Origin of the sequence: Candidatus Accumulibacter sp. ACC005 (genome assembly GCF_907163215.1) — a bacterium.
Classification (GTDB): domain Bacteria; phylum Pseudomonadota; class Gammaproteobacteria; order Burkholderiales; family Rhodocyclaceae; genus Accumulibacter; species Accumulibacter regalis.
Genome location: NZ_CAJQUB010000006.1, coordinates 56,782 through 78,876 on the forward strand (window position 1 = coordinate 56,782; position 22,095 = coordinate 78,876).

21 protein-coding genes are annotated in these 22,095 nt (G+C 63.3%); 4 read left to right on the forward strand and 17 right to left on the reverse strand.

Annotated elements, in window-relative coordinates; all coding sequences use genetic code 11:
- Positions 1-171: 171 nt before the first annotated feature.
- Together QZ613_RS07485 and QZ613_RS07490 are read right to left on the reverse strand one after the other, a co-directional pair.
- Entirely contained in the window at positions 172-1,635 is a 1,464-nt protein-coding gene (locus tag QZ613_RS07485; protein ID WP_291981919.1) for a PEP-CTERM sorting domain-containing protein, read from the reverse strand.
- 408 nt (positions 1,636-2,043) lie between these two features.
- On the reverse strand, positions 2,044-2,940 hold the full coding sequence (locus tag QZ613_RS07490) for a LysR family transcriptional regulator (protein ID WP_043568512.1): 897 nt from the start codon (positions 2,938-2,940) through the stop codon (positions 2,044-2,046).
- 98 nt (positions 2,941-3,038) lie between these two features.
- On the opposite strand from QZ613_RS07490, the gene QZ613_RS07495 reads away from it, so the two are divergent.
- The 4 genes from QZ613_RS07495 (at position 3,039) to QZ613_RS07510 (ending at position 7,819) form a co-directional block, all read left to right on the forward strand.
- Positions 3,039-3,329, forward strand: a complete 291-nt coding sequence (locus tag QZ613_RS07495) for a putative quinol monooxygenase (protein ID WP_291903388.1) — start codon at positions 3,039-3,041, stop codon at positions 3,327-3,329.
- 30 nt (positions 3,330-3,359) lie between these two features.
- Entirely contained in the window at positions 3,360-4,370 is a 1,011-nt protein-coding gene (locus QZ613_RS07500) for a zinc-binding alcohol dehydrogenase family protein (protein WP_291981921.1), read from the forward strand.
- Between the two features lie 320 nt (positions 4,371-4,690).
- Entirely contained in the window at positions 4,691-5,524 is an 834-nt protein-coding gene (gene fabI, locus QZ613_RS07505) for an enoyl-ACP reductase FabI (protein ID WP_291867936.1), read from the forward strand.
- A gap of 15 nt (positions 5,525-5,539) precedes the next feature.
- Positions 5,540-7,819, forward strand: a complete 2,280-nt coding sequence (locus QZ613_RS07510) for an AsmA family protein (RefSeq protein ID WP_291981923.1) — start codon at positions 5,540-5,542, stop codon at positions 7,817-7,819.
- A 36-nt stretch (positions 7,820-7,855) separates the two neighbouring features.
- On the opposite strand, the gene QZ613_RS07515 is transcribed toward QZ613_RS07510, so the two are convergent.
- The 15 genes from QZ613_RS07515 to nosZ all read right to left on the reverse strand — a co-directional run bounded on the left by QZ613_RS07515 (position 7,856) and on the right by nosZ (position 21,821).
- Positions 7,856-8,353: an AsnC family transcriptional regulator gene (locus QZ613_RS07515; RefSeq protein WP_291862697.1), complete on the reverse strand. Its 498-nt coding sequence runs from the start codon at positions 8,351-8,353 to the stop codon at positions 7,856-7,858.
- Positions 8,350-8,829: an AsnC family transcriptional regulator gene (locus QZ613_RS07520; RefSeq protein ID WP_043568500.1), complete on the reverse strand. Its 480-nt coding sequence runs from the start codon at positions 8,827-8,829 to the stop codon at positions 8,350-8,352. The genes QZ613_RS07515 and QZ613_RS07520 overlap by 4 nt, the downstream gene beginning before the upstream one ends.
- Positions 8,822-9,802, reverse strand: coding sequence for an Lrp/AsnC family transcriptional regulator (locus QZ613_RS07525; RefSeq protein ID WP_291862692.1), 981 nt, complete (start codon positions 9,800-9,802; stop codon positions 8,822-8,824). Before QZ613_RS07525 ends, QZ613_RS07520 begins: the two co-directional genes overlap by 8 nt.
- Before the next feature lie 7 nt (positions 9,803-9,809).
- Complete coding sequence (locus QZ613_RS07530; protein ID WP_291982120.1) at positions 9,810-10,973, reverse strand: cytochrome D1 domain-containing protein; 1,164 nt, start codon at positions 10,971-10,973, stop codon at positions 9,810-9,812.
- A gap of 65 nt (positions 10,974-11,038) precedes the next feature.
- A complete protein-coding gene (locus QZ613_RS07535) occupies positions 11,039-11,539 on the reverse strand; it encodes a TlpA disulfide reductase family protein (RefSeq protein ID WP_291862689.1) in 501 nt (166 codons plus the stop codon).
- Between the two features lie 13 nt (positions 11,540-11,552).
- Complete coding sequence (locus tag QZ613_RS07540; RefSeq protein ID WP_291862686.1) at positions 11,553-12,380, reverse strand: ABC transporter permease subunit; 828 nt, start codon at positions 12,378-12,380, stop codon at positions 11,553-11,555.
- 10 nt (positions 12,381-12,390) lie between these two features.
- Complete coding sequence (locus QZ613_RS07545; protein WP_043568487.1) at positions 12,391-12,864, reverse strand: protein NosL; 474 nt, start codon at positions 12,862-12,864, stop codon at positions 12,391-12,393.
- A 13-nt stretch (positions 12,865-12,877) separates the two neighbouring features.
- Positions 12,878-13,750 carry an ABC transporter ATP-binding protein gene (locus tag QZ613_RS07550; RefSeq protein WP_291862681.1) on the reverse strand — a complete coding sequence of 291 codons (873 nt, stop codon included), beginning with the start codon at positions 13,748-13,750 and terminating at the stop codon, positions 12,878-12,880.
- 9 nt (positions 13,751-13,759) lie between these two features.
- Positions 13,760-14,722 (reverse strand): NapH/MauN family ferredoxin-type protein, encoded by a 963-nt coding sequence (locus QZ613_RS07555; RefSeq protein WP_291862678.1) that lies wholly within the window; start codon positions 14,720-14,722, stop codon positions 13,760-13,762.
- Entirely contained in the window at positions 14,722-15,624 is a 903-nt protein-coding gene (locus QZ613_RS07560; protein WP_291862675.1) for a 4Fe-4S dicluster domain-containing protein, read from the reverse strand. Before QZ613_RS07560 ends, QZ613_RS07555 begins: the two co-directional genes overlap by 1 nt.
- Complete coding sequence (nosD, locus tag QZ613_RS07565; protein WP_291862672.1) at positions 15,621-17,045, reverse strand: nitrous oxide reductase family maturation protein NosD; 1,425 nt, start codon at positions 17,043-17,045, stop codon at positions 15,621-15,623. The genes QZ613_RS07560 and nosD overlap by 4 nt, the downstream gene beginning before the upstream one ends.
- A gap of 3 nt (positions 17,046-17,048) precedes the next feature.
- The gene (locus QZ613_RS07570) at positions 17,049-18,038 is read right to left on the reverse strand and encodes a hypothetical protein (protein ID WP_043568475.1); all 990 of its coding nucleotides are present in this window, start codon (positions 18,036-18,038) and stop codon (positions 17,049-17,051) included.
- Positions 18,039-18,232: 194 nt separating this feature from the next.
- On the reverse strand, positions 18,233-18,964 hold the full coding sequence (locus QZ613_RS07575) for a c-type cytochrome (protein WP_291981926.1): 732 nt from the start codon (positions 18,962-18,964) through the stop codon (positions 18,233-18,235).
- 153 nt (positions 18,965-19,117) lie between these two features.
- A complete protein-coding gene (locus QZ613_RS07580; RefSeq protein ID WP_043568870.1) occupies positions 19,118-19,432 on the reverse strand; it encodes a cytochrome c in 315 nt (104 codons plus the stop codon).
- A 91-nt stretch (positions 19,433-19,523) separates the two neighbouring features.
- Positions 19,524-21,821, reverse strand: a complete 2,298-nt coding sequence (gene nosZ / locus QZ613_RS07585) for a Sec-dependent nitrous-oxide reductase (protein WP_291862658.1) — start codon at positions 21,819-21,821, stop codon at positions 19,524-19,526.
- Between the last annotated feature and the right edge of the window lie 274 nt (positions 21,822-22,095).

The following is a 22,095-nucleotide window of genomic DNA, read 5'->3' on the forward strand; positions in this document are numbered from 1 at the left end:
GCAACTGCTGCTCAGGCGCAAATCGCGACTTCACGGTCAACCGGCGACAGAGCACGTGAACAGTCTGCCGCGGGCCATGCTCCGGATGGGGGCGGGCTTGACACGCGCCCCGCCCGACCTTTGCTCGGCTCTGCTGCAGACCATCAGCGCACAACGAAGGGAAGCCGCCGATCACCCATGGTGCAGCGCGGCGCGGCGCCGCACAGCGAACCCGGACAGTCCGGCGAGCAGCAGCGCCAGTGTCCCCGGCTCAGGGACAGCGACGCCATTGTTCCGTGCAACGAGCGTCATGGCGCCATTGTCGCTGGTAACGGCATATTCGAACCCGGGCTGCAGTCCCGAATATTGATAAGTCGCACCGACGTTGGTCAGGAGGCTACCCGGACCCACCTGAAGGAAGTTGAACGACGTCCCGGCCGTCGGGGCGTAGCCATCGATAAACAGAAACTCGATCAAGACGTTATTCAGCGACGCAAAGCCGTCCACGTCGACGATGTCGAAGTCTGTTGCATTCGCGATCTGTATCTCTAACACGCCTCCGGTCTGGGTGAAATCACCGGCAATTTTCAGCGTACCGGGACTGTTGCCCGGGGCCACGGTGCCCGTGCTCGTCACATTGCCGGTAATGGTTCCGTTACCCCGGAGCGTGCCACCGGCACCCATGGACACATTCGCCACGACCTCGCCACCATTGCGCACGTTGAGCGTTCCAGTACCGTGGTTGGGGCTATTGAAGTCCGGCACGGGCAGGGCGCCAAAGTCGCCACCGGGGAAAGGTCCCAATCCCACACCCAGCAAGATCTGGTTTGCCGTGAGCTTGGACCCAGCGCCGTCTACCAGGATGCTGGAAGTTCCGGCGGGATCTGACGTCGAGCCGAAGATGGTACTCAAAGCCCTCGATCCAAGCACCTGCCCGCCGTCCAGAACGCTGAGGCTTCCCGAGCCGCTCCTTCCCACACTGATGTGGCCACCGTTACTCGTCTGAATCGCGCCATTGCCCGCATTCACATTCAACTCGGACCCTGCGCCAGCCACCGTAACCGTCCCCGTGCTGCCAGCCCCGCGCCCGATGTTGACTGCAGCATAACCAGGTATTGGCCCACTGGAACCACTGTCAAGCGTCGCGGTGACCTTGCCTCCGCCGGAAATGCTCGCCGTGCCGGTCGAGGCGGGGCGCCCGAAATCGTTGCCCACGATGAGGATTGGGGTGGTGACCGAGCCGCCATTGACGTTCAGCGTTCCCGCGGAACCTCCCGATACCCCGAGCAGTACGCTGTTGTCCACCGGCCGGAAAGTGGGTGCACCAATCGTACCGGGGAGATAGTTGAGGGAAATCGACCCCCCGGCGTTCACATTGAGCGTACCGCTCACTGGCCCGGTGTTCGGTGGTGAGGGCGGCGTAATACCCGGCTCTGAGGCGACAACGCCGAGACCGACGAAGTTGTACGGCCCCGCGGTCGTGTTCAACGTCTGCGTGTCCGTTCCGTCAACACCGATGTAGCAGGAATTGAATGCGGCCACCGTGCAAGGATCCGTGACTACCACCACAGCACCGACGGTGGAAGCGAAGCCGGTGGCAAGACCTGCGGCAGCCAGCATCGCAGCGCGACGCAAAAACCTATTCGTTATGGTCATTGGGGTTCCCAGAAGTGAAGATCTGAACTGAAAAAAGGGGGACGCCAGAGTTTGCAAACCGCACGAGGGAAAGCATGCGTCTGCCTACCCATCGCCACCCAATCTTCTGGCAACCACGAAATTGCATTGCGCACGAGCCAGGCCGGCTGTCGCCGGCCACGAATCACAAAAGCAAAATTTATGCCGATATTTTTAATGTTCTAATTTATATACGTTTTCGTTCGCCGGACGCGCCGCCGACTGGCCTGGCGCGACGACAACTGTAAAATGTTTCGACACGCCGTAGCCGGCGCGAAAAAATTGCGCTGCCCGAACGGCAGGTAACTCCTCAGAGACCGGCCGCTCGGCCCGACTCCCGGAATACCCTGTCCTGGTAACCGACGCCGACCACACGCGGGAAGCCATGGCTCAGCTTTCCCACGCTCCCTGCAGCCTTAGGGCGAGCCGGTCGGCAAGTGCGCGCACGCGCCTTGGCTGAGCCCGGCTGGGGGGAAACAGCATTTGCAGGGGTGAGGCGGGCTGAGCGTGGTCGGCAAGAAGCTCGAGCAGCCTGCCAGCCCTGATATCCGGCACGACATCGAGTTCCGACTTGAGCATGATCCCGTGACCCGCAAGGCACCACTGGCGCACGAGCGCCCCGTCATTGGCCACCCGGTCGCCGCGCACCGTGACGAACTGCGGCTTCGTGTCGGGACCGAAGCGCCAGACGTTGTCGAGATTCTGGCCAAATCGCATGACAAGACAATTGTGATCCTTCAGGTCTACGGGTTTTTGCGGGATACCCCGTGCTGCAAGATAGGTCGGCGCGGCGCAAAGAACGCGCCGTTTCTGACCCAGGCTCCGAACGCGCAACGAGCTGTCGGTGACCGACCCGAAGCGCAGTGCCATATCAAAACCCTGGCCCACAATATCGACGTAGGCGTCGGAAAGCAGAAGCTCGATCGAGATGGCCGGGTGTTCTGCCAGGAAGCGGCTGATCTCGGCCGCAACCAGGGTCCGCCCGACATCGCTTGGAGCGCTGATGCGGATCGGACCGGAGAGGGTTTGCGCACCCAGGCGGATGCGCGCTCCCAGATCCTCGAGCTCCTCGAGAACCCGTTTGCCGCCGTCGACCAGCGTGCGCCCCTCCTCGGTCAGGCTGATCGCGCGTGTCGTGCGGTTCAGGAGGACAACGCCAAAATGAGCCTCGAGGGCAGAAAGCCGCTCGGATACGGTGGTCGACGAAAGCCCGGCTTCACGACCAGCGGCGGCCAGGCCACCCTTCTCGACGATTTGCAGGAACAGGGCGATGTTGTTGAACAGCATTGTACGGGTTTTCCGGATTATCTTTTCGTATCCTGCCAGTTTATCCGGTCTTTGCAAACAGCTATAGTGCTCCCACCACGGATAAAGGAGTGAAGGAAATGACCAAACTGACCATCGTCGCCAACATCCACGCCAACCCCGATCGGATTGACCTGGTCAAGGCAGAGCTGGAAAAGCTCCTGCCGATCACGCGCGCCGAACAGGGCTGCCTGCAGTATGACCTGCACCGCGACAACGACCATCCGGCGCATTTCATGGTCTTTGAAAACTGGGAGTCGCGCGAGCTGTGGCAGAGGCACATGAATGCCCCGCACCTTGCCGCCTATCTGCAAGCCACCGACGGCGCCGTCGCGCAATTCACGCTCAACGAAATGACCCACATCGGCTGAGCGCAAGCTTGGCCATCAGGAGATTCACGAATGAAAGCTGTCGCTCTTACCCATTACCTTCCGGTCGACAACCCGAAAGCCTTCCTTGACGTCGAGTTGCCCAAGCCCTCGGCAGCCGGTCGCGACCTTCTCGTCTCGGTCAGGGCCATATCGGTCAACCCGGTCGACACCAAGGTTCGCAGCCCCAAGGAAAAGATCGAAGATTCCCCCCGCGTCCTTGGCTGGGATGCCAGCGGGATTGTCGAGGCGGCAGGCCCGGAGGTCACCCTGTTCAAACCCGGCGATGAAGTCTATTACGCCGGCGACATCACCCGCTCGGGTTCCAATGCCGAGTTTCAACTGGTTGATGAGCGCATTGTCGGATTCAAGCCGAAGAGCCTCAGCTTCGCCGAAGCGGCGGCGCTGCCGCTGACGACGATCACCGCCTACGAGGCTTTCTTTGACCGTCTGGGCATTGATCGCGATGGTGCGGACGCGGGACAGTCGGTGCTCATCATCGGTGCCGGCGGAGGTGTCGGTTCGATCGCCATTCAACTGGCCAAGGCGGCCGGGCTGGTCGTCATCGCCACGGCGTCGCGCCCGGAGACGGAAAGCTGGGTCAGAGAGCTTGGCGCGGATCATGTCGTCAATCACCGCCAGCCGATGGTTGAACAGGTGCGTGCGCTCGGCTTTGACCATGTCGATCACGTCGCTATCTTCAACGACATGCGCCATTGGGAAACGGCGGTCGAGCTGATCCGGCCGCAAGGTGCGATTGTCACGATCGATGACACCGACCTGCCGATGCCGATGGCCGGGATGAAGATGAAGGCCGCCAGCCTGCGCTGGGAGTTCATGTTCGCCCGCGCCATGTTCCAGACAGCGGACATGATCGAGCAGCACAGGCTGCTGACCCATGTGGCGAATGAGATCGACGCCGGGCGCATACGCACGACGCTCGACAAGGTCCTGAGCCCGATCAACGCCGAAAACATCCGCGCCGCGCACGCGCTCATCGAGACCGGGCAGGCCAAGGGCAAGATCGTCGTTCAATCCTTCTGAAATCGCAACCCGCCTGTTCTGGCTGGAAATCAACGCCCCGTTCGGCGCTCATTGAGGCCAAACGGGGTCCTTGCAGCGGCGGGATTTCGTCGGCGTTTCACCGCGAAGCGGCCCGTGGCTGCTTCGCGGCGAAGGACCCTGGCGAAGCATCGAATACGCCTGGCGGACATCGGCCACTGCCGGCGCCCCGGTTGCCGCTTGCTGGCGAACTGCAGCGCGACCGCTGGCAGTGTTACGATCATGGCTGCTACCCACCCCGACCAGCGATGCACGATCCGTCATACGCATAACGAATTTATGGAAACAGGAAGGAGCCAGCAATGACCGACAAAGAGACCAACACCCGACTGCTCGACAGGCTGCGCACTCAGCGCGAGCTTGGCCAACAGCCACTGGCCGGCAAGAAAGGAATCGTCCTCGGCATCGCCAACGACCAGTCGATCGCCTGGGGCTGCGCGCAGGCCTTTCGTGGCCTCGGCGCCGAGCTGTGCATCACCTATCTGAACGAAAAATCGCGGCGATTCACCGAGCCGCTGGCGCAGGCGCTCGACGTCCCGCCGGCCCTCTATCTGCCCTGCGATGTGCGCGAGGAAGGACAACTGGAAGCCGTCTTCGCAGCCGTCGAAAAGCAGTGGGGCGTGCTCGACTTCGCCCTGCATTCGATTGCCTTTGCGCCGCGCGAGGATCTGCATGGCCGCGTGACCGACTGCTCTCGCGAGGGCTTCCTGATGGCCATGGACGTCTCCTGCCACTCGTTCATCCACATGGCCAGGCTCGCCGAACCGCTGATGAAGAACGGCGGCACACTGTTCACCATGAGCTACTTCGGCGCCGAGAAGGTGGTCGAGAACTACAACGTGATGGGGCCGGTAAAAGCAGCGCTCGAAGCGACGTCGCGCTACCTGGCCGCGGAACTGGGTCCGAAGGGAATTCGCGTCAACCCCATCTCGCCGGGACCCATCGCGACGCGCGCGGCATCGGGTATCGGCCGTTTCGACGAACTGATGGAGAAAGCGGCCGAGCGCGCGCCGTCGCGCGCACTGGTGACCATCGAGGACGTGGGTATGGCGACCGCATTCCTGGCCACCGACTATGCCAAGCTGATCACCGGCGACACGACCTACGTCGACGGCGGCTACCACGTGCTTGGCTGAGCCAAGGAACGGGCGTTGAGCGCCGAGCGCGGCACTGAGGCACGCGCGCAGCCACCGACAAGCCGCTGGCGCCACCGCCTGCTGATCATCAGCGCCGCCGCTGCGGCGCTCCTGGTGCTGGCCGTTTCCCTGGCCGTCGCTCTGTTCGATGTCAATCGCTACAAGGCGGAGATCGAAGACGCGGTCAGCACGCACAGCGGGCGCAGGCTGCACCTGAACGGCGATCTTGGGCTGTCGATCTATCCGACGCTGGCCATCGACCTGCCGGCGAGCAGCTTGTCGGCCGCGGACGGCGAAGCGGAGTTCCTCAGCTTCGCGTCGGCACGCATGGAAATTGCGCTGCTCCCCCTGCTGCGCCAGGAAATCGTCATCGAGTCGATGCACCTGCGGCAAGCGCGGGCAACAGTGACCCTGCGGCGGGAGAACGAGGCGCCCGCACTGCCCCCGGGAGGCGCAGCGCCTGACGCATCGGACATAGCGGACATAGCGGACATAGCGGAGACAGCGGAGACAACGGAGACAGCGGAGACAGCGGAGACAGCGAACACCGCGGCGGCACCAGCCGCCGGCACAGCAGAACATCGCAGGGCCGGCGGCGAGACAAACTGGGAAATCGGGCACCTGGTGCTCAGCGACGCCGCGATCACGGTGCACGATGCCGCCAGCGGAAAGACGCTCGTGCTATCGGCGATCACGCTCGAAACCGGCCGTTTGTCGCGCCAGGGCGAAACGATCACTGCCGCGCAGCTCGAACTGCACGCCGATGGCCAGCACGCCGCCGACGCCTGGACTCTGGCGGCTAGCGCGGAAGAGATTGCGCTCGACAGGCAAAAGCTGAGCAGCGGCGCCATCGTGCTCAGTGCGTCGCGGGCCGGCACGCAGCCGTTCAATGCCCAGCTCAAGCTCGACAGCATTTCTGGCCCAAGGTCGTCACTGGTCGCCGAGAACTTCCTGCTCACGGCGACACGGCGCGATGGTCCGGCAAGCATGCATGCGCGCGTCGGCGGTCCGCTCAACGCCAATCTCGAAGAACAGACGCTGACCCTGGCGCAGCTCGACGGCGAACTTGCGCTCACCGACCCGGCGTTGCCCGCAGGACAGGCAGAGCTGCCTTTTTCCGGCGCCATGACGCTCGACGCCAGGCGGCAACACGCCACCCTCGAGCTCGCCTCCAGCGCCAGCGACGCCAGTTTCAAGGCGAGCATCGAGCTGGCGAACTTCGCGCGACCGGAAATCGCCTTCGCCCTGAACGCCGAGCGGCTCAATCTCGATTCCTACCTGGCGCCAGCCCGGCCCGTCACGCTGGAGGCTGCCAGGCAAGAACCGGCACCCGCCGCGCAAGCGGCGAGCAGCAAGCGCGGCAAGAACAGCGCCGCAGCCGAGCACATCGTTCGCATTTCAACGGCCGTACCCGTAGCCGTGCCGGCGGAGCCCGCCTTCGACCTGACACCCTTGCGCGAGCTGCGCCTCGACGGAACACTGCAGATCGCGCAGTTGCAGGCACGCGGAATCAAGGCCGCGTCCGTACACGCGAGCGTCCATAGCGCAGCCGGCCGCGCCACGCTCGCGCCGGTGAGCGCTCAACTGTACGGCGGCCGGGCCGACGGCGATTTCAGCCTCGACGCCCAAGTCCCGCAGCTGTCCCTGAACCTGGCGTTCAACGATGTCGACTTCGGCGCACTGGCCCGCGACGCACTCGCCCGCAACGATCTCAGCGGCCGCGGCAATGTAGACCTGGCGTTGTCGAGCAGCGGCCGTTCACGCGCCGAGCTGACGCGTGCCGCGCAGGGAACGCTGCGCTTCGCACTGCGCGATGTCGCGCTGGTCGGTATCGACCTTTCGGCGGTCCTCGGCCAGCTGAAGGAAATCCTTCGTGACGGCGGCAAGCAGTCCGGACGGTTCGACCGCTCCCAACGCACCCTGCTGTCGCACCTGGACGGCACCGTCAAGCTGGCGGACGGTGTTGCGCGCAATGACGATCTCGACGGTGCGGCGCCAAGACTCGCACTCGGCGGTTACGGCCAGGTCGACCTGCTGTCGAAGACGCTCGATTACACGCTGCGCGTCATGATGGCCGCGAATCCTGCAGAAGGCTCGAAGCTGCTGCGGGCGCTGGAGGGGCTCCCGGTGCCGGTGCAGGTGAGCGGGCCAGCCGACGAGCTGCGCTACTCGGTCAGCCTGCGCGATGTCGCCAGCGACGCCCTCACCCGTCGCGGCGCCGACATCGGCGCCGCCCTGGTCGAAGAAGCGGAGCGCTTTCTCGGCAAGCTCTTTGGCGGCGACGAGCGCAAGTGAGACGGGGACGCGCCGGAATCGGTAGGAGGCCTGCCTTCAGGCGCCGATTCTGAGTCCCGTCTTCTTGAGAATGCTGGTCGAAAAAAGGACGTCGTAGGCGCGGCATTCGGCACCCAGGAGCTCGGCGATTTCGGCGACCTTGGCCTGCACTTCGGCGCGCGAGCTGCCATGGACCATGGCGAACAGGCTGTAGGGCCATTCCGGCAACCTGCGCGGACGGTGATAGCAGTGGGTCACGAAATCGAGTGCGCCGATGCGCGCGCCCAGTTCGTCGATACGCTCGTCGGCGACGTCCCAGACGCTCATGCCGTTGGCGGTGTAGCCGATGGCGTAGTGGTTGGGCACGGCGCCGATGCGGCGGATGATGCCGCTGTCGAGCATTCTCGTCAGCCGCGCCATGACCTCTTCCGGCGCAATGCCCACTTGCTCGGCGAGCTGGTGGTACGGCCGGACGACCAGCGGCAGCCCGCTCTGCGTCGCCACGATCAGGCGGCGATCGATGGCGTCGACCGAGCGCGCCGGCACACCGCTCATGTGCGCACCGCCAGCTTCATCTCGACAAAGTATTCCTGCAACTTGGGGAAGGGAAAAACCGGCAGACCGCTCGCTTCCTCGATGCTGCGCACCGCGGCAGCAATCCCGTCGGCACTTTCGGTGGCCAGAACGAACCACATGTTGAAGTCGCAGTTCCGCTCGCTTTCGCGGCGGTAGTTGTGCGCCACCTGCGGGAAGGCATTGACCACTTCGAGCACCCGCTGCCAGTCTGCTTCGGGAACGCGCATCGCGGCGAGGACGAAGGCCCCCCCCATGCGCTCGACCTGAAACATCGGCCCGAAACGGGTCAGGACGCGCGCGTCGAGCATGGCCTGCAAGCGGCCGAGCAATTGCTCCTCGCTGATTGCCAAGCGCGCGGCGACTTCGGCGTAGGGCCGCTCGCAGATCGGAAAACCTCCCTGCAAGCCATCGATGATCGCCCGATCGATGGCGTCGATGCTCGCCGCTTCACGCATAGCGCGCGCCGCTCTGCTTGAAGCGGGTGAGCGAGAAGAGAATGGCGTGCGCGTAGTCCTCGAGGTGCAGGCGGGCGCGCAACTCGACGATCCGGGCCTCGACTTCGGCGCGAACCTGGCCGTGAATCATGCAGAACAGGTTGTAGCGCCACTCCGGAAGCACCCGCGGACGCTGATAGCAGAGCGTCACTCCCGCTTCCCGGGCGAGGATTTCTCCCGTCTCGGCGACCGCTTCGTCGGGAATGTCGTGGACCAGCATGGCGTTGGCCCGGTAGCCAAGCTCGTGATGCCGGACGATCACTCCGAAGCGCTTGATGATGCCCTCGGCGCACCAGCGACGGATGCGTTCGAGGACCTCACTCTCGTCGCAGCCAACGCGACTGGCAAGCACCGAGAACGGCCTGATGAACAAGGGCAAGCCTTCCTGCAAGGCTATCACCAGCCGACGCTCGAATTCGTCGAGCGGCCGGGGCGCCACGAACGTCTGCCTGCGCACCGGAGCCGTCAACGGTTTCTTGCCGTTGCCGTCGAGCGAAAAGCCGAGGTCGATGTGGTATTCCTGCAGCAAGGGCAGGCGCAGGAGCGGGCAGCCGGCCGCCTGCTCGATGGCCCCCAGCGCCGCCTGCAGGCGGCCTTCCGAACCGGCGGTGACGACGAACCAGAGGTTGTAGTGATGCTCGCGCTCGTAGTTGTGGTTCACCTCCGGAAAGCGATTCACCGTCTCGGCGAGCGCAGCAAGCTTCTCCGGCGGCACGGCCATCGCCGCCAGCGTGCTGGCGCCGATACGCTTGGGTGCGAAGACGGCCCCGACCCGCGCGATCTTGCCCTGGCGGCGCAGCGACTCGAGCAGCCGCAATACAGCGCCTTCAGCAACGCCAAGGCGCGCCGCCAACTCGGCGAACGGCGCCGGGCAGAGCGGAAAGTCCCTCTGGAAGTCGTTCAGCAAACGAAAATCGATCGCCTCGTCAGTCATTGCTTTCTCAGAATCCCGTGCGCTGCGCGCGGCTGGTGAAGAAAATGCCGCTCGGCGCCTGGGCGGCAAACTCGCCAACCTTGGCCAGCGTCGCGGTATCGTAGATCACCACCTTGTTGTCGTCACGGGCGGAAAGCCAGACCTGCTCGCCACGCGGCGTGAACTCCATGTGCAGAATCGCCTTGCCCGGCTCGAGCGTGTGCACCACCTTGCCGCTCAGCGTGTCGATCACCTGCACCCAACCGTTGTCAGGAAAGGCGAAATTGACCCACACCTGCCGACCATCAGGGCGCGCCATGACGAACACCGGTTGTCCCTTGACGGCGATGCGGCCAACTTCCTGCCAGTTGCTGCCCGAAACGACGAGCACTTCGTGCCGACCAATGGCCGGCAGGTAGGCATTTCCCTGCGCCATTGACCAGCCGCGCAGGTGCGGCATCTTGAAGACCGGCAGTTTCTCTTCGCCGCGCCCGTAATTGTTCAGAATCCGCCGCGTTCCCTTCTCCGGCGTCCAGGTGTCGAGCAGGGCGACACCGTCCTCGCCGAACAGCCCGGCCAGGTAATGGCGCCCGTCGGGCGTCACCAAGCCGTCGTAAGGTTGTCGGCCGGCGGGGTAGCGTTGGGTGGTCGGATGGCGCGGATCGGAGAAATCGCTGACCCAGATTTCGCCGCCATCGAAGAGCGCGTAGGCAAAGCGGTTGCCGGAAAGATCGGCCAGACCGACCACTTTCGAGAAGCTCCCCGGCGCGTATTCGGCCGGCACTTCGGAGAGCAGTTCGAGGGTCTCCGAATCGAACGCCTTGATCCCGCCCGGCTTGTAATTCTGTGCGACGACGATGCGACCGTCCTGCGAAATCGAGCCGCCGATGGCGTTGCCCGACTGCAGCACACGCTTGACGATCCGCGCTTCAAGCAAATCGACCTTGCTAAGCCCGCCGTCACGGCCGAAGACGTAGGCGTAGCGTCCGTCACGCGAGTAGACGACCGACGCGTGCGAGAGATCGCCGAGTCCACCAACGGTGGCGTACGGCTTGCCCTGGCTGGTATCGACGAGGCTGACCTGGCCACTGGCGCGTTCGATCACCAGCCCGAGGTCGCCCGTGCCGCGCAAAGGTGGCGCCGCACAGCCGGCAAGCACGACGATCGCCAACAGGGAGAACAGTTTTCTCATCATGGTCTTCACTTTAACCGCGCCATCGGCGCATAAAAAAAGGACAGTGCCCGCCGCTCGACCCCTCAAAGAATCGGCCTGACGGCGTCTTCCATCTCCGCTTGATCCATGGCGCCGAGTTCGCTGCTGCGGATGCGGCCTGCACGGTCGATGACGATCGTAAACGGCAGGCCCGCATTGCCATTACCCAGCGCCTTCATCAGTTCTATGCTCTCCTCGCTGCCGCCGATCAGCGAAGTGTAGTTCATCTCGTAGGCGCGGCCGAATTCGCGCAACTGCTCGCGCTTGTCGGCATCCTCGACAGCTATGCCAACCACCCGCAGCCCCCGGCCTCGGTATTTCGCCTGCAGCGCGGCCAGATCGGGAATCTCCTTGCGGCAGGGGCCACACCAGCGCGCCCAGAAATTGACCAGCAGCGGCTTGCCCCTGAACGACTCCAGCGCCACCGAGGGCCCGTCAAGCGCGGGCAGGGTCAAGGCAAAGAACGGCGCTGTCGACGGCGGCTCGGCGGCAGCCGCTGAAAAGGCTTGCGCAGCGAGCAAAAGGATAAGCAGCAGGCGCTTCATCGCTGTCTCGCGCTCAAGGCAGGTCACTGCGACGGAAGGTCAGAAAACCGGCCAGCGCGGCCAGCGAACCGATGGCCAGCGGGTAGAGCAAGGCGTAGAAGCGGTAGCCGCTGCTGCCGAAGAGGTCGAGGATGACGTAAGCCGACGGCCCGAGGACGATCAGTTGTGGATCGAACATGGCCAGCGAAGCGGTACGAAAGACCTGCAGCGGGTTGAGCAAGGCGATGCCGACGGCGACTTCGGGGGCGACCCGGCCCTGGATCATCACCCCGAGCAGGATCAGGTCGAGGAACAGCAGCATGCTCAGCCAGACGACGAACGCTGCACCCTGCGCGACGTCAGTGCTGCGCGCCAGCGTCGAGATCAGCATGCCAATGCCGAGAAAGCACCAGGCCATGGCCGCCAGCAGGCCGGTGTAATAGAAGAACATTTCCCAGGGCACTTCGATGGCCTTCAACTGCGCCCAAAGAACGGCCCCTAGCATGGCCACGAAAACGGGCAGGAAGATGGTCACGTAGCGCCCGAGGATCTTTCCCCAGAACCACGCCGACAGCGACACCGGCAGCGAGAGCAGGTATTCGAAGACGCCGGCTTCGCGGTCACCGGCCACCGAACGCACGGTGGTGATGAGCACGAAGATCGGCAGGATGGCCATGGTCAGCTGGATATAGGTCACCAGCAGCCGCGACAAGCCGATGAAGCCCAGCACCCGCGACTCGGTCAGGCCGAAGGCGAAGAGCAGAGCAACGATGCCACCGAAAACCAGGCTGTAGAGCAGGAACCAGCGCGCACGCAGCGATTCGACGATGTCCAGCCGGGCAGTCAGAAGAAGTGAATTCATGGGCGTCGCTTCATTGGCCGCGCGCCAGAATGCGCTCTTTCATTTCCCGGTACGAGACCGCATCCGCCTCCGGACGAGCGACAGCGCCAAACTGGTAGCCCATCGGACTTTTTTTCCCGGGTAGATAATGCGCCTGGCGGGCGTCGATCCAGCCGCCCATGCGATAGTCGGCGACCCAGAACTCGGTGTTCGGCGTTTCCTCGTTGAACGGCCTTTGCGAGAGCCAGAAGATCGCGCAACCGATGTCGTCGAATTTCCACGCCTTGCCCTGAGGATCACGAATCTGCGCCGCGAAACGCTTGTCGCTGATGATCATTCCGCAACGCGGGTCGGCGTCTCTGTCCCATTTGACCTGGATCGGGCCGCTGCTCGGCTCGCCACTGCAGGCGGCCAGCGACCAGCCAGCCGCGACGCCCACCAGCGGCCTGCAACAGGGGCCAAGAGTTACTGCCGGAAGAATTTCGAGAAAGCGCCGTCGTTTCATTGCTGTCTGTGCCTCACTGCAGGACGACCGCCGCGTCGACTTCCTTCATCTCGATACGCGACAACAGTCCGACGTAGCGCGACACCGTCCCCATGAAGCGCAGGCGGTCGGGCCCGGAAACCGTGCCGTGCCACTCGACGCCGGCGCCGCGGTCGGCAAACTGCCAGGCGCTCAGCGTCTTGGCGATGGCCGCGTCGGCGCGAGCCAGCGTCAGGTGCACCTGGAACAGGGCCGAGAGCTTGGAATCCTCGGCAACGCGATCGTCAAGGACGATCCTGCCGGTGTCCATCTCGACCACCCGATTGACCAGTGGCGCGACCTCGTCGAGGCGGTGGCTGGAGATGATCATCGTCGTGTTCTCGAGTCGCTCGGCAAGCAGGGAAAAGAAGATGTGCCGCGCCTCGGGGTCGAGGTTGGCGGCCGGCTCATCCATCACCAGCACCTGCGCGTCACGGCCAAGGGCGATGGCAATCAACAACTTCTGCTTCATCCCCCCCGACAGGCGGTTGAATGGCCGTGTCAGGATCGGTGCGACGTCCAGCCCGAGACGCCTGGCGACCGCGAAGATTCGCTTGCTGTCGGAGCGACAGACAGCGGCCGCAAAACTGACCAGCTGTCCGACCGGCATCTTCAGCGGCGGTGGCAACTGCGGCACGAAACCGACCTTGCCAAGCACCTGCGTGCGCTCGGCGCGCGGCTGCTGGCCGTCGATGGTCACCTTGCCCTGGTGTGTGTACTCGCCGAGCAGACAGCGGATCAAGGTCGTCTTGCCGGCGCCATTCGAGCCGATCAGGGCGATTCGTTCGCCAAGCGCGATATCGAGTTCGACGCCGTCGAGTACGCGGACCTTCCTGAAGTCCTTACCGACGTTTTCAAAACGGATCATTGACAACCTTCAGAGCAGCTTGCTCAAGCCCTTGACGTCAAAGACCAGCGCGCCACTCGGGCAAACGTCGACACACAGCCCGCAGCGCGTGCAGTCGGGTCCGATCGGGGTGGTCATCTCGGCGGCCCGGCCCTTGATCACCACGTCGAGGACGTGCGGCACCAGGCAGACCTTGCGGCAATCACCTTCGTGAAAGCACTTGTCCAGCCGGTACTCGACGCGCACCGGCGAAACGGCGCCCACGATACCATAGGTCAGGCCGATCGGGCAGACGTAACGGCACCAGGCGCGGCGCGAGTAAACGACTTCGAAAACAAGCAGCAGCAGGACCCAGCCGAGCGCCAGCGAGGGACCGTAGATCAGCGCTCGCGACAGGATTCCGGTCGGCGAAATGGTCTCGAAGACCGTGTAGCCGCTGACCACCGCCAGCAAGGCAAAGACGACCCAGAAAACGGTGCGCGTACCGCGATGAAACTCGTGGTCGCTGACCAGTTTCTTGCTCACCAGCTTCAGGTGCAGCCACTCGAACCACTCGGCGAGGAGATGGTAGGGGCACACCCAGGAGCAGAACGAACGCCCGCCGAGCACGGCCCAGAGGACGAAGACCGTCGCCGTGCCGATGAACAGATTGACGATGATGTGCTTGTGCGCCAGCATCACCTGCAAGGCCGAGTTGAGGTCGATGAGGTGAAAACCAACGAAGCGCGAGGCGGTCAGCGCGCCTTCGAGAACCTGGATATCGAGCCAGAACGAGAAGGTGAACAAGAGGTTGGCGAGAATGAGGACGGCCCAGCGGCGGTTGCGCCATTTGTGGGTCACCAGTTCATGGTCGCGCGCGTGCTGCTTGATGGCCTCGAAGTCGGCCTTGGTCATGCGCTTCAGGCTGTGCACCTGTTTCGCTTCCGGGGTCACGACGGCGGGTTTCTCCGGCGCCGCGCCGAACATTACCCGAATACGTTCAAGGTGGCTCATCACGCACTCCAGGGCTGGCGTTGATCGACGACGATCGCCGCCGGTTCGACCGGGCAGATCATCTCGCAGACACCGCAGCCGACGCACTGCTCGAGCACCTCGGGCCGGTACTGCTTGCTGCCGTCGGCGGCGATCGTCTCTTTCATGTGGATGGCGTCCCTGATCGGACACTCGGTGACACAGAGGTCGCAGAGATCGCGCTGGTAGGGGTGGTCGCGTACCGGCACCGGCTTCCAGCGGTCGACCGCCACGTAGCGCAGGTGGCCGCGAAAACCCGCGCCGCGCGCCTGCCCACTGAAGCCCTTGCCCTGTACCGCCAGGCACGACTCGGGGTGTGCCAGGCGGGCGACGCCGATGCGCTCGCTGAGGTTCAGAGTCGGCTCGGGGTCGTTTTCCTTGGCCTTGAGCACCGGCGCCTGCGCCAGCGGCATGCCGGCGCGGATTTCCAGAGCCGGCGGCTTGGTATAGGTCAGCGAACCGGTCGGGCACGCCAGAATGCACTGCACGGCGTCACAGGAAAAGTCGCAGGCCTGCTCGCGGGCATCGATATACGGCACGCCGACGCCGAAGCCCTGGTCGATGTCGTCAAGCTTGATCGCCGCCACCGGACAGACCTGGACGCACTGGCCGCACTTGATGCACGAGGACAGGAAATCCCTTTCCTCGAGTGCGCCGGGGGGGCGCAGACGTGACTTCCTGGCACTGGCCACCGGGATGTAGCCGAGCATCGCCAGGCCGAGCACCCCGCCGATCATCACCGCCGAGCGAATGAACTTGCGCCGGTTGGCCTGCTTGCGGACCGGCGCCCTGGCGCGCCGGTTGTTGACCACCGGAGCGGCTTCACCCGCGGGCGAAAGGGGCGCGGCTTCAGATGCGGCTTCAGTTTCCCTCTTGTCGTTCATTTGACGGACCTCTTGCTGGTCTCCGGCGGCTTGTTGAAAACCGGCTGCTCGTCGCGCAGCAACATCACCGGGGTCGAAAACGGCGCCAGGCGTTCGAGGAAATCGAGCGTTTCCATCATTGGCGCGTTGCGGAAGAAGCGGGCGTAAGGCACCTCCATCCACAGCTGATCGGTATAGGCGTAGAGTTCGTGCGGGCGGTCGCCGACGCCGTCCTGGTCGCGGTCGAAGCCCTGATAGTCGTCCCAGTAGTTGCCGCGCCAGAGGTTGCGGCTGGCGCTGCCGGTGTCGCCCATGGCCACCTGCGTCAGATTTCCCTCGAAGACGTTGTGCTCGATGATGGTGCCCTTCTTGTCGGACAGGAAGCTGACCCCGATGCCGTTGTAGGCGATGCGGTTGCCACGAATGGTGATCGTCGTGTCCGGCTCGAATGGCGACATGTCGAGACCGACCCCGACCGCGCAGTAGACGATCTCGTTACCCTCGACAAGCACGTTGGAAGCCTCCTTGAAGCCGACCGCCATGCCGGTAGGGCCATTGGCATGCGAAAAGAGGTTGTTGCGGATCGCCCCGCCCCCCGAATACATCACGTTGACGCCGACCGCGTTGTCGTAGAAGCGATTGCCTTCGACGAGATTGTCGGCGGCAAACATGAAATGGATCGAATAGCGACTGCGCCGCGCAACGTTGTTCAGGTAGTGGTTCGCATTCGAGTACCAGGCGACCATGTCACGGGAATCCTCGATGACGTTGTCGGCGACCAGGTTGCGGTGGCTGTACCAAAGGCGCAGGCTGTCGCCGCGCGTGCCGAGATCGAAAGGCTTCGAACGAATGCGGTTGCCGCGCAGGACGTTCTCATTCGACATTTTCAGATCGATGCCGAACAGACAATCGTCGATGCGCAGATTCTCGATGACGTTGCGGTCGCCGCGCACGTTCAGGCAGGCGTCATCCGAATCATGTGAAACGCCGGAATTGGTCAACTGCAGGTCGCGCAGAACGGCGTCATTGGCCTGCAGGACAAAGACGGTGCCTTTGCCCCCGCCATCGACCGTCGCCGCGCCGCCGCCATCGATGGTCAAGGTCTTGTCCACGACCACCGGGCCAGAGTATCTGCCCGGCTTGAGCTTGAGCACCGACCCCGCAGGCGCCTGGTTGATCAGCTCCTGCAGGAACGGAAGGCCGCTGACCCGCGCCTCGGTCGGGATCGGCGCCTTCTCGTTGAGCCCGCCCCAAGCGGCTGCGGCGGGCTCGGCCATCGCGCCCAGGCGACTATCGTCAGGCTCGGCGACGAGCGCAGCCCCGCTCCCGACAGTGCCGGTACGACGCAACGCCGTGAGCGCGTCCTCGGCGCCGCCGGGTGACGGGAAGAGAACCACAGCCAGCCCGCAGGCGACTCCGGCGACGAGCAAACGGCCAAGCATCGGCTACTCCGCGGAGCCCTCGCGCATCTGCTTGCGCCGGATCAGCAGGGCGAGCAAGAGGCAGACCATGACGCCCAGCAGCAGCCCGTAGCCCCAATACGGATACGAGTAGGTCGAGAACTGCGCGACCTTGCCCTCGCCGAAGACGGTCGGCATGAAGGGCTTGACCGTGAAAGCTCCCCAGGGATGCATGTTGTGGCCGAAGAACCACAGCCAGCCGGCGTAGGTGATGAGAAAGAAGACCGGCAACAGCGCCGGAATCAACGCCAGCAGCAGCGAAAAACTGGGCAGGCGAGCGACGCCGGCGAGGACCACCAGCATCGCCAGCAGCGTGCCGGCGATCACCACATGCGTGATGGTGGTCACGTTTTCGCCCCATCCCTGGATCTTCTCGGGCTCGTTGAAGAAAGTCGCCGTTTCGCTGACGTAGTGCGCGACGTGCGCTTCCAGACCGCCGAGTACGTACTGGTCGACAATGATCCATGCGGCGACCGCAGCAAAGCCGGCAGCGAGCACCAGCAAGCGCGGCTTGCGGCGCGGCACCATGAAGCCCACGAGCATCACCGTGAAGAAGGCGAAGAAGAACTTGGCCAGCGGCTTCTCGACCGGCGCGCCGGTGGCGATCGGGAACATCCCCACGTAGTGGTTGATGGTGTTCATTTCGTGTACGCAGTCGAGGCCTTGAGCACCCTTGTTGACGTCCTTGTTCTTGTCGGTGATCGGGTTGTAGCGCTCGTCGTCGTGCGCAAGCTCTTTCTGGATGATCTCGCTATCCATACGCGTCCCCTTGCCCGCCGCCTTGCAGCCGTTGTAGACCCCGTCGAAGTGGAAATGGATGCGAATGCCGTCGGGGAAGGCGTCGGGTGGATAGTTCGGTGCGGTCAGGGAGACCCACCAGATCGGGGCAAAGAAAGCGGCGATCATCAAAGCCGTGGCCAGCGCGGTAAGCGCGGCGACGACCAAATTCTGCTTGCTGGGTGCTGCGGCTGACATTGTTCAATCCTCGTTCAGAGCGCTTGTACCGTGCGCTAGCGGCGACGCCGGTGTCGATCCTTGCCGTGCAGCGGCGGTCTGCAGAATATTATTCATTACTTATATTTTCGGGAAGCAAAGCCCGCCACAGGACCTGCGGACGGGCTTTGGCAGCGACAGAACGCGCTCCTTACTGCTTGGCGAAGCCTTGCTTGCTACTTCTTGGCCGCGGCCTTCGGCTTGCACATATTGCCCGGCATGACCAAGCTGGACTGATAGGCCGAAATGGCGACCAGTTGCTTGTCGTCATACTTCTTGATGACCTTGACCATGTCCGGGTTAGCGTTGCGGCGGTGCCCGTCGCGGATTTCGGTCATCTGGCGCAGCAGGTACTTGTAATGCTGGCCGGCGATCACCGGGTAAAACTTGTCCTTGACACCCTCACCGTTCGCACCGTGACACTCCTTGCATTCCTTCTCGTAAAGGCCCTTGCCGGTGGCCAGCTGTGTTGCCGCATCCGGACCCTCGTACTTGCCGTGCTCGGTCGGGATGCACAGCGATTCGATGTACACTGCCACGTCCGCCAGTTCCTGCGGATCGATCAGCGTCGCGGCAAAGGGGTACATCGTCGGGTTGTCGCGCAGACCGGCACGGATGTCGGCCATCTGCTTGATCAGCACGGTGGTGTGCTGACCGGCCAGCTGCGGGAAGGTGCCGTCGGGACGACCGGCGCCGGACGGCAGGTGGCAGGCGCCGCAGACCTCGTAGCCCTCCTCGCCGCGCGTCTTGTCGCCCTTGAGCTTCAAGGCCTCCATTTTCTCGCCCTCCTGGGCGTTCCACTTGTAGGTCTTGTCCTCGATGCCGTGCGCCTTGGGTGGTGGCGGTCCGGCATGCGCAGCACCCGCCGCGACCATCGCCAGCGAAACGGCCAGAATCAGTTTCTTCATTTGCTCACTCCCTCGTATTTGAGAATCCACAGCTGCCAATCTACCAAGCAGCCAGACGTTTGGCGTTGATACTAATCAAGTCACGCCTGCAACCGAAACCCGCGCCCCGTCAGCGCGCGATTCGACCCGCAGGCGACGTTGTGGCGGCAGGACTCAGGGCTTGAGCTTCGAGAGATATTCGGCCAGGACCTTGATCTGCTCGTCGCTGACCAGCGGCATCACACCTTTCATCGCCGCCGAGTTGCCGTTCGCCCGCGCCCCGCTCTTGATGTCGAGCATCTGTCTTTCGAGATACTTGGCGTTCTGTCCGGCGATTTTCGGGTAGTCGGGCATCAGGGTCTTGTTGCCCGTCGGCCCGTGACACGCGCCGCAGGTCTTCTCCGCATACAGCTTGGCGCCGTCATCAGCCGCCAGTACCGGCGAGGCCGCCAGCGTCGCCATCGCCACTACAGCCATCAGCTTCTTCATGGTCATTCCTTTTCGCATAAGAAAACGGGGAACAGAGTAACTCCGCTCCCCGCTGAGTTGCCTTGAGTCAGATCAACGCGACCTGCCCGACCTACTTGGCCTTCTTGGCACCGTTCTGCTCAAGATAGGTCTTGGCACGCAGGCCGAGATCGGCCGCCTTGACCTGGTACTGCCAGATTTGCTCGGTCCACAGCGTGGCGTTGTTCCAGTCCTTCTTGCCAGCAGCCTCGTCAGCCTTGGCCTTGGCATCCTTGATCTTGCCCAGCTGATCGACGGCGTCGTCCATCATCGCGACGACATCCGGGAAGTCCTTGTAATTGACGCCGGTGATGTAGCCAACCACCGAGTCGATCACCGCCTGCGTATCGACAACCTTCTTCAGCTGGGCCTTGTAATCCGCTTCGCTGTAGTTGGTTCCGGCAGACATCGCGGTCTTGGTCGGCTTCCAGCCTTTCGGCTTGACCAGCAGATAACCCTGCATCTCGAGGTGCAGCGCCGAGCAGAACTCCGTGCAGTAGTACGGATAGACGCCTTCCTTGTCAGCCTTGAACTTGACCTGCACGGTCTTGCCCGGCTCGATCGACGCATGCACGTTGTAGGTCGACACCGCAAAGCCGTGCGTTTCGTCCTGCGCGCGCTCAAGGTTGGTCAGGTTGATGATGATCTCGTCGCCAACTTCCGCCTCGATCGTTTCCGGCGTGATGTGCGAACGAATCAGCGTACCGAAGACTTCAACCTTGTTGCCGGTGCGGACGGTTTTCTCCTCGCCTGCCCGGACGGCACCGGCGTGCTTCTTGTCGGTGCGGCTGTCGGTACCGACCTTGTAACGGACGCCAGGCTTCAGCTTGCTCGCTTCGATGGCCACCACGTAATGCGGCTCGCCCAGCGGCAGCGGCATGTCGTAGAGCAGCTGCATCTTGTCGTCGCTGATGTCGATCAACTGGTGGTTCTGCGGATGCAGCGGACCGACGGGAGCAAAACGGTCGATCGACAGCTTGTTCAGCGCCACCAGGTAGCGGCCCTTGGGATCCATGGAATCGCCTTCCATGGTCATCAGGTGACCAATGTTGTAGTGCACGCTGATCTTGTCGAGCACCTTGCCTTCGCAGTAGTTCCACTTGGCGACCTGCGAGTCAACGTACAGCGAGGTGTATGCCACGCAGGGCTTGGAGTCGTACTGCGTATGCAGCGGGCCAAGGCCGAGCTGGACCTGCGTATGCAGCGCGTCCTGCATGTTGATCACCGGCAGACCGTAGGGATCCTTCGATTCGAACTTTCCGGCCTTGATCGCGGCCATGATCTTCTCGAAGGAGTAGACCGAAACGTGCGTGTCGAGCTTGCCGGAAACGGTGATCAGCTTGCCGTCCGGAGTGACGTCAACGCCGTGCGGCGATTTCGGCTCCGGAACCAGGAAGACAATGCCTTCCTTGACCGAAACATCCAGCGGCAGGACATTGTGGCCGTTGATCTTCTTGGCCTTTCCGGCAGCCACCAGCTCGGCGGCTTTCTTCCAGTTGATCACGTGCATGTAGTCGGTGTCTTTGGCCGAGCAACCCGCTTCATAGGGAGGGCGACCCTTTTCGATACCGCCAACGTAACGCTCGGTACAGAAGGAGTTGGTGAACGACCAGCCGTCGGACGGCCCCTTGCCGGCATCCGACAGGTCCTGGCTGTACGGCGGCAACTCGATCGAGAACGACTGCGCCGGATCGATGCGCCCTTCCTTGCGATCGAACTTCCAGTAGGTGACGCCGCCGCGGTATTTCTCGTTGAACTCTTCGAGCGGCTCGAACTTCTTGTTCGCCAGCGGCGTCGCATACTGCGCAGCCTCGATCACGTACTCGGTGTTGGGCGTGACGAAGGCGCCGCCATGCTCGGACTTGTAGATCGGGTTGACGACGATCTGCTTGGTTTCGAAATCGCGCAGGTCGATCACCGCCAGGCGTGGGTTGGCCTTGTCGTTGATGAACAGGAACTGGCCATCGTACTGACCCTGGGTCTCCGACATCGCCGGGTGGTGCGTGTCACCCCAGGTAATGTCCTTGCCGTCGATCTTGCCTTGGGCAAGGACCGCCTTCGAGCTTTCGTCAAAGCCGTAGCCCTGCCAGGGTTCCGGCGTGAACACACCGATGTACTTGAGGATGCGCATCGACGGCACACCATAGACGATGACCTGTCCCGACTGGCCACCGGACGAGAAGGCGATGAACTCGTCGCGCTTTCCGGTCGGCACATAGGTCTTGGCGGCGGCGAGCAGGTCCTGCTGTGACAGGCTCCGACGCTTCATCACATCCTGGAGTGATTCGGCAGCAAAGGTGCTGCCGGAAGCTACGAAGCCGAGCCCTGCTGCGAGCAGCATCGACGCGACTTGCTTCGTGCGAAATTCCATTCTTTCTCTCCCTTTGAGCAATTGCGGTTTAGCTTTCCCGTCCGTATTGCCCGGCGCCATGGCGCCACTGCGGCAATATGTCGCACATTGTGCGGACAAGCGCTGCGCGATAATTTGAGGTGAATCAATTTTCGCCGCGCCTCGCCTTTGCACAATCACGGGCTTGCCATCTCGTCGCGGTACGCTCGCGCTGGCTCCGGGCCCTTGCTTCCCCGGAGGCCGCGGCAGCTGCCCGATCGACCTGCAACAAACAGCCACCGAGCCGACACTTCCC